Consider the following 2,063-nt stretch of genomic DNA (forward strand, 5'->3'; position numbering starts at 1 on the left):
ATGGAATCGGCCAGGGTGAGGCGGCGGCGGGCTTCGCAGGCGCTGATGCCCAGCCGGGTGCGGAGGAACTCGGCGGTGTTCCGGGCACCGTCAGCGTTGGGGTCCGCGCCGGCGTCCGGGCCGGAAGGGGCTTCGGCAGACGTGGCCTGGCCGGTATCAGCGTTGGGGACGAGGGGTGCCGCGGCGGCGGTGAGGGCCGCGGTCCGCGACCTTTCCACGGCCCCGGCCGCGACCACCTGGAAATGCTCCACCCTCCGGGAGAGCCGCTCAATCCGGTCCGCGAAATCAGCCGCCCTGCCAAAACCCCACAACGCCGTGTCCTCCGCCGTGACCGCGTGAGACTCTAGCCAGGCCATAGCCTGGTCAACGGCGTCTGCGTCTGGAACCACTTCAGCGGGAACGCTGTGCAGGGCGGTCGCGCCGACGGAAGCCGGCCCAGCGCTTTGGGCGGAACCGAACAAACCGGTGCCGGACCCTAAGGCCCGGTCTGCGGTGAATCCTTTTATGGCTTCCATAGGAACAGTTTGAACGGGGGGTCTGACATTAATAGCCCCGCCGCCGGTGCCTTCCCCGCTCGCCCAGCCCCCGCCGTCGTTCTCGGCGGAAGAGCCGCCGGTAGGCGCCCAGTCGAGCCAGCCCCCGCCGTCGTTCCCTGAGGCAGAGGCCAGCCCAGCGGGACCGGACGCCAAGTCCCGGTCTGCGGTGGATCCCCCAACGGCTTCCATGAACATCTTCTCCTGCCGGGGTATGACATTTTTGCCAGCCGCAGACTCCCCCAAGCACCAGCCCATCGACAGGCTCCGAAAGCCGGGCTTAGAATACGCGCGTCGGGGGACCCGATTTTCGGACCACATATCGGTCTCAATGTTCTGGACACGCACATTGACATTGGAGACGGTATGGAAAAGCAACGAGCACTATTGGCGGCTGTCGCAGCTGCCTCACTCCTCTTGTCGGCGTCCCCGGCGGGCCACGCTGCCCCGGCCGGCAACCCTGCCAGCCAGACGACAGCCAAGGCTGCACAGACCGTGCTTGCCAAGGGCCTTTTGAGCCCGCTCCACCTCAGCGACGGCGAGGATGGTTCCGTGCTGGTCAGCGAGGAATTCAAGGGGCAGCTGACAAAGATCGCACGGAACGGCAGCAAATCGGTCGTCTATCGGAATGCAGCCTGGGATGTGGCGGGCTCCGACCGCCGCGGCCGCACCATCTACCTCGCCGAAAGCCAAGGCGCCGGCCCCATGGATCCGAGGCCGTTGGCTGGGCACATCAGGAGCATTGACCCGGGTGGCAAGCAGCGCACCTTCGGCAATCTTGCCGCCCTGGAGACAAAACACAACGCCGACGGCGGCACGAGGTACGGCTTCAGGGATCTTCCCGCCGCCTGCGTTGCCAAGCTGCCGAAGGACGTGCCGGTCTCCTACAAGGGACAAATCGATTCGCATCCGTATGGGATCGAAGTTTATGGCAGCACCATCTACGTTGCCGACGCCGGAGCCAACGCCATCGTGTCCGTCGACGTGAAGTCCGGTAAAGCTGAAACAGTTGCTGTGCTTCCGGCCCGGCCGCACACCTTCACAGCCAAGGAAGCTGCGGCGCTGAAGCTCCCGGGCTGCATCGCGGGGCACGCCTACAGGTTCGAGCCGGTTCCCACCGACGTTGAGCGCGGGCCGGACGGGTGGCTGTATGTCTCGGTGCTGCCGGGAGGTCCGGAGGACCCGGCACTGGGAGCGCGGGGTGCCGTCTATAAGGTGAATCCGCACAACGGCCGCGTCAAGCTGTTCGCCGACCACCTCATGTCACCCACCGGCCTGGACATGGACGACGACGGGAACGTGTACGTTGCGTCGCTGTTCGGCAAGGGCGTTCTCAGGTTGTCTGCCCACTCGGGGAAGCAGACTGTGGTTCTCCCCGGCATGCTCACGGCTGACGTCGATATCAGGGGCGAAACGATCTACGCGACGGTCAACTCCCTGCCGGCCCCCAATGCGGCCCCGGACGGCCGCGTGGTGAAGATGCCGCTCGACGACTAACGAAGACGCTTATCACGAGTAACAAAAAAGGCC

1 protein-coding gene and 1 pseudogene are annotated in these 2,063 nt (G+C 65.7%); one reads left to right on the plus strand and one right to left on the minus strand.

All coding sequences use genetic code 11. From position 1 onward, the window contains the following. Positions 1 to 356 (minus strand): annotated as a pseudogene (locus ACFUTU_RS21345) (HNH endonuclease); the annotation flags it as partial. Between the two features lie 564 nt (positions 357 to 920). Here ACFUTU_RS21345 and ACFUTU_RS21350 point away from each other — a divergent pair. Then, on the plus strand, positions 921 to 2,030 hold the full coding sequence (locus ACFUTU_RS21350; protein ID WP_377967951.1) for a ScyD/ScyE family protein: 1,110 nt from the start codon (positions 921 to 923) through the stop codon (positions 2,028 to 2,030). Positions 2,031 to 2,063 lie beyond the last annotated feature (33 nt).

Origin of the sequence: Arthrobacter sp. NPDC057388 (assembly GCF_042668165.1) — a bacterium.
GTDB lineage: Bacteria > Actinomycetota > Actinomycetes > Actinomycetales > Micrococcaceae > Arthrobacter.